This window comes from Neisseria sp. P0021.S007 (assembly GCF_051956855.1).
The window spans coordinates 1-531 of record NZ_JBQCXA010001100.1; the positions used below are offsets into that span (position 1 = coordinate 1).

Sequence of the window (531 nt, forward strand, 5' to 3'; positions counted from 1 at the left end):
GCAGTAGACCAATGCCCATATGCTCTTGAGGAATCACCTAATGCAACGCTATGACCTCCTGTTGCCTTAGATACAACCCCTAAAGCAATTGAGCGCTCGGCTGTCGCCTGAGCTTGAATACCATAAGCAGCAGAAGCTTGGCCACTTGCAACTGAACGTACACCAATAGTAACTGCATTTTCTCCACTCGCATTAGCTATAAAGCCTAAAGCAATAGCATCATTTCCTGATGATTTTGCGCCATTACCCATAGCGATCGCTCCACGACCACTTGCATTTGATTCATTACCGATAGCGGTTGCTAAACCTTCTACGCCGCTAGCTTTTGCGCCATAACCAATTGCCGTACCACGTCCGGATGCATTACTACCACCACCAATTGCAACACCACCAGTTCCCCAACCATCTGCATTGTTACCAATGGCAACTGTTTCTCTATTGGTTGATCGAGCTTTATTACCAATTGCAATATTGTATTTGTTGTAATCAGCATCTCCCTCTACTTTAGCTCCTGTACCAATAGCAATAGAG

At 45.4% G+C, this 531-nt stretch carries 1 pseudogene; it reads right to left on the bottom strand.

From position 1 onward, the window contains the following. Nucleotides 1–531, bottom strand: a pseudogene (locus ACTHUR_RS17725) (hypothetical protein); the annotation flags it as partial.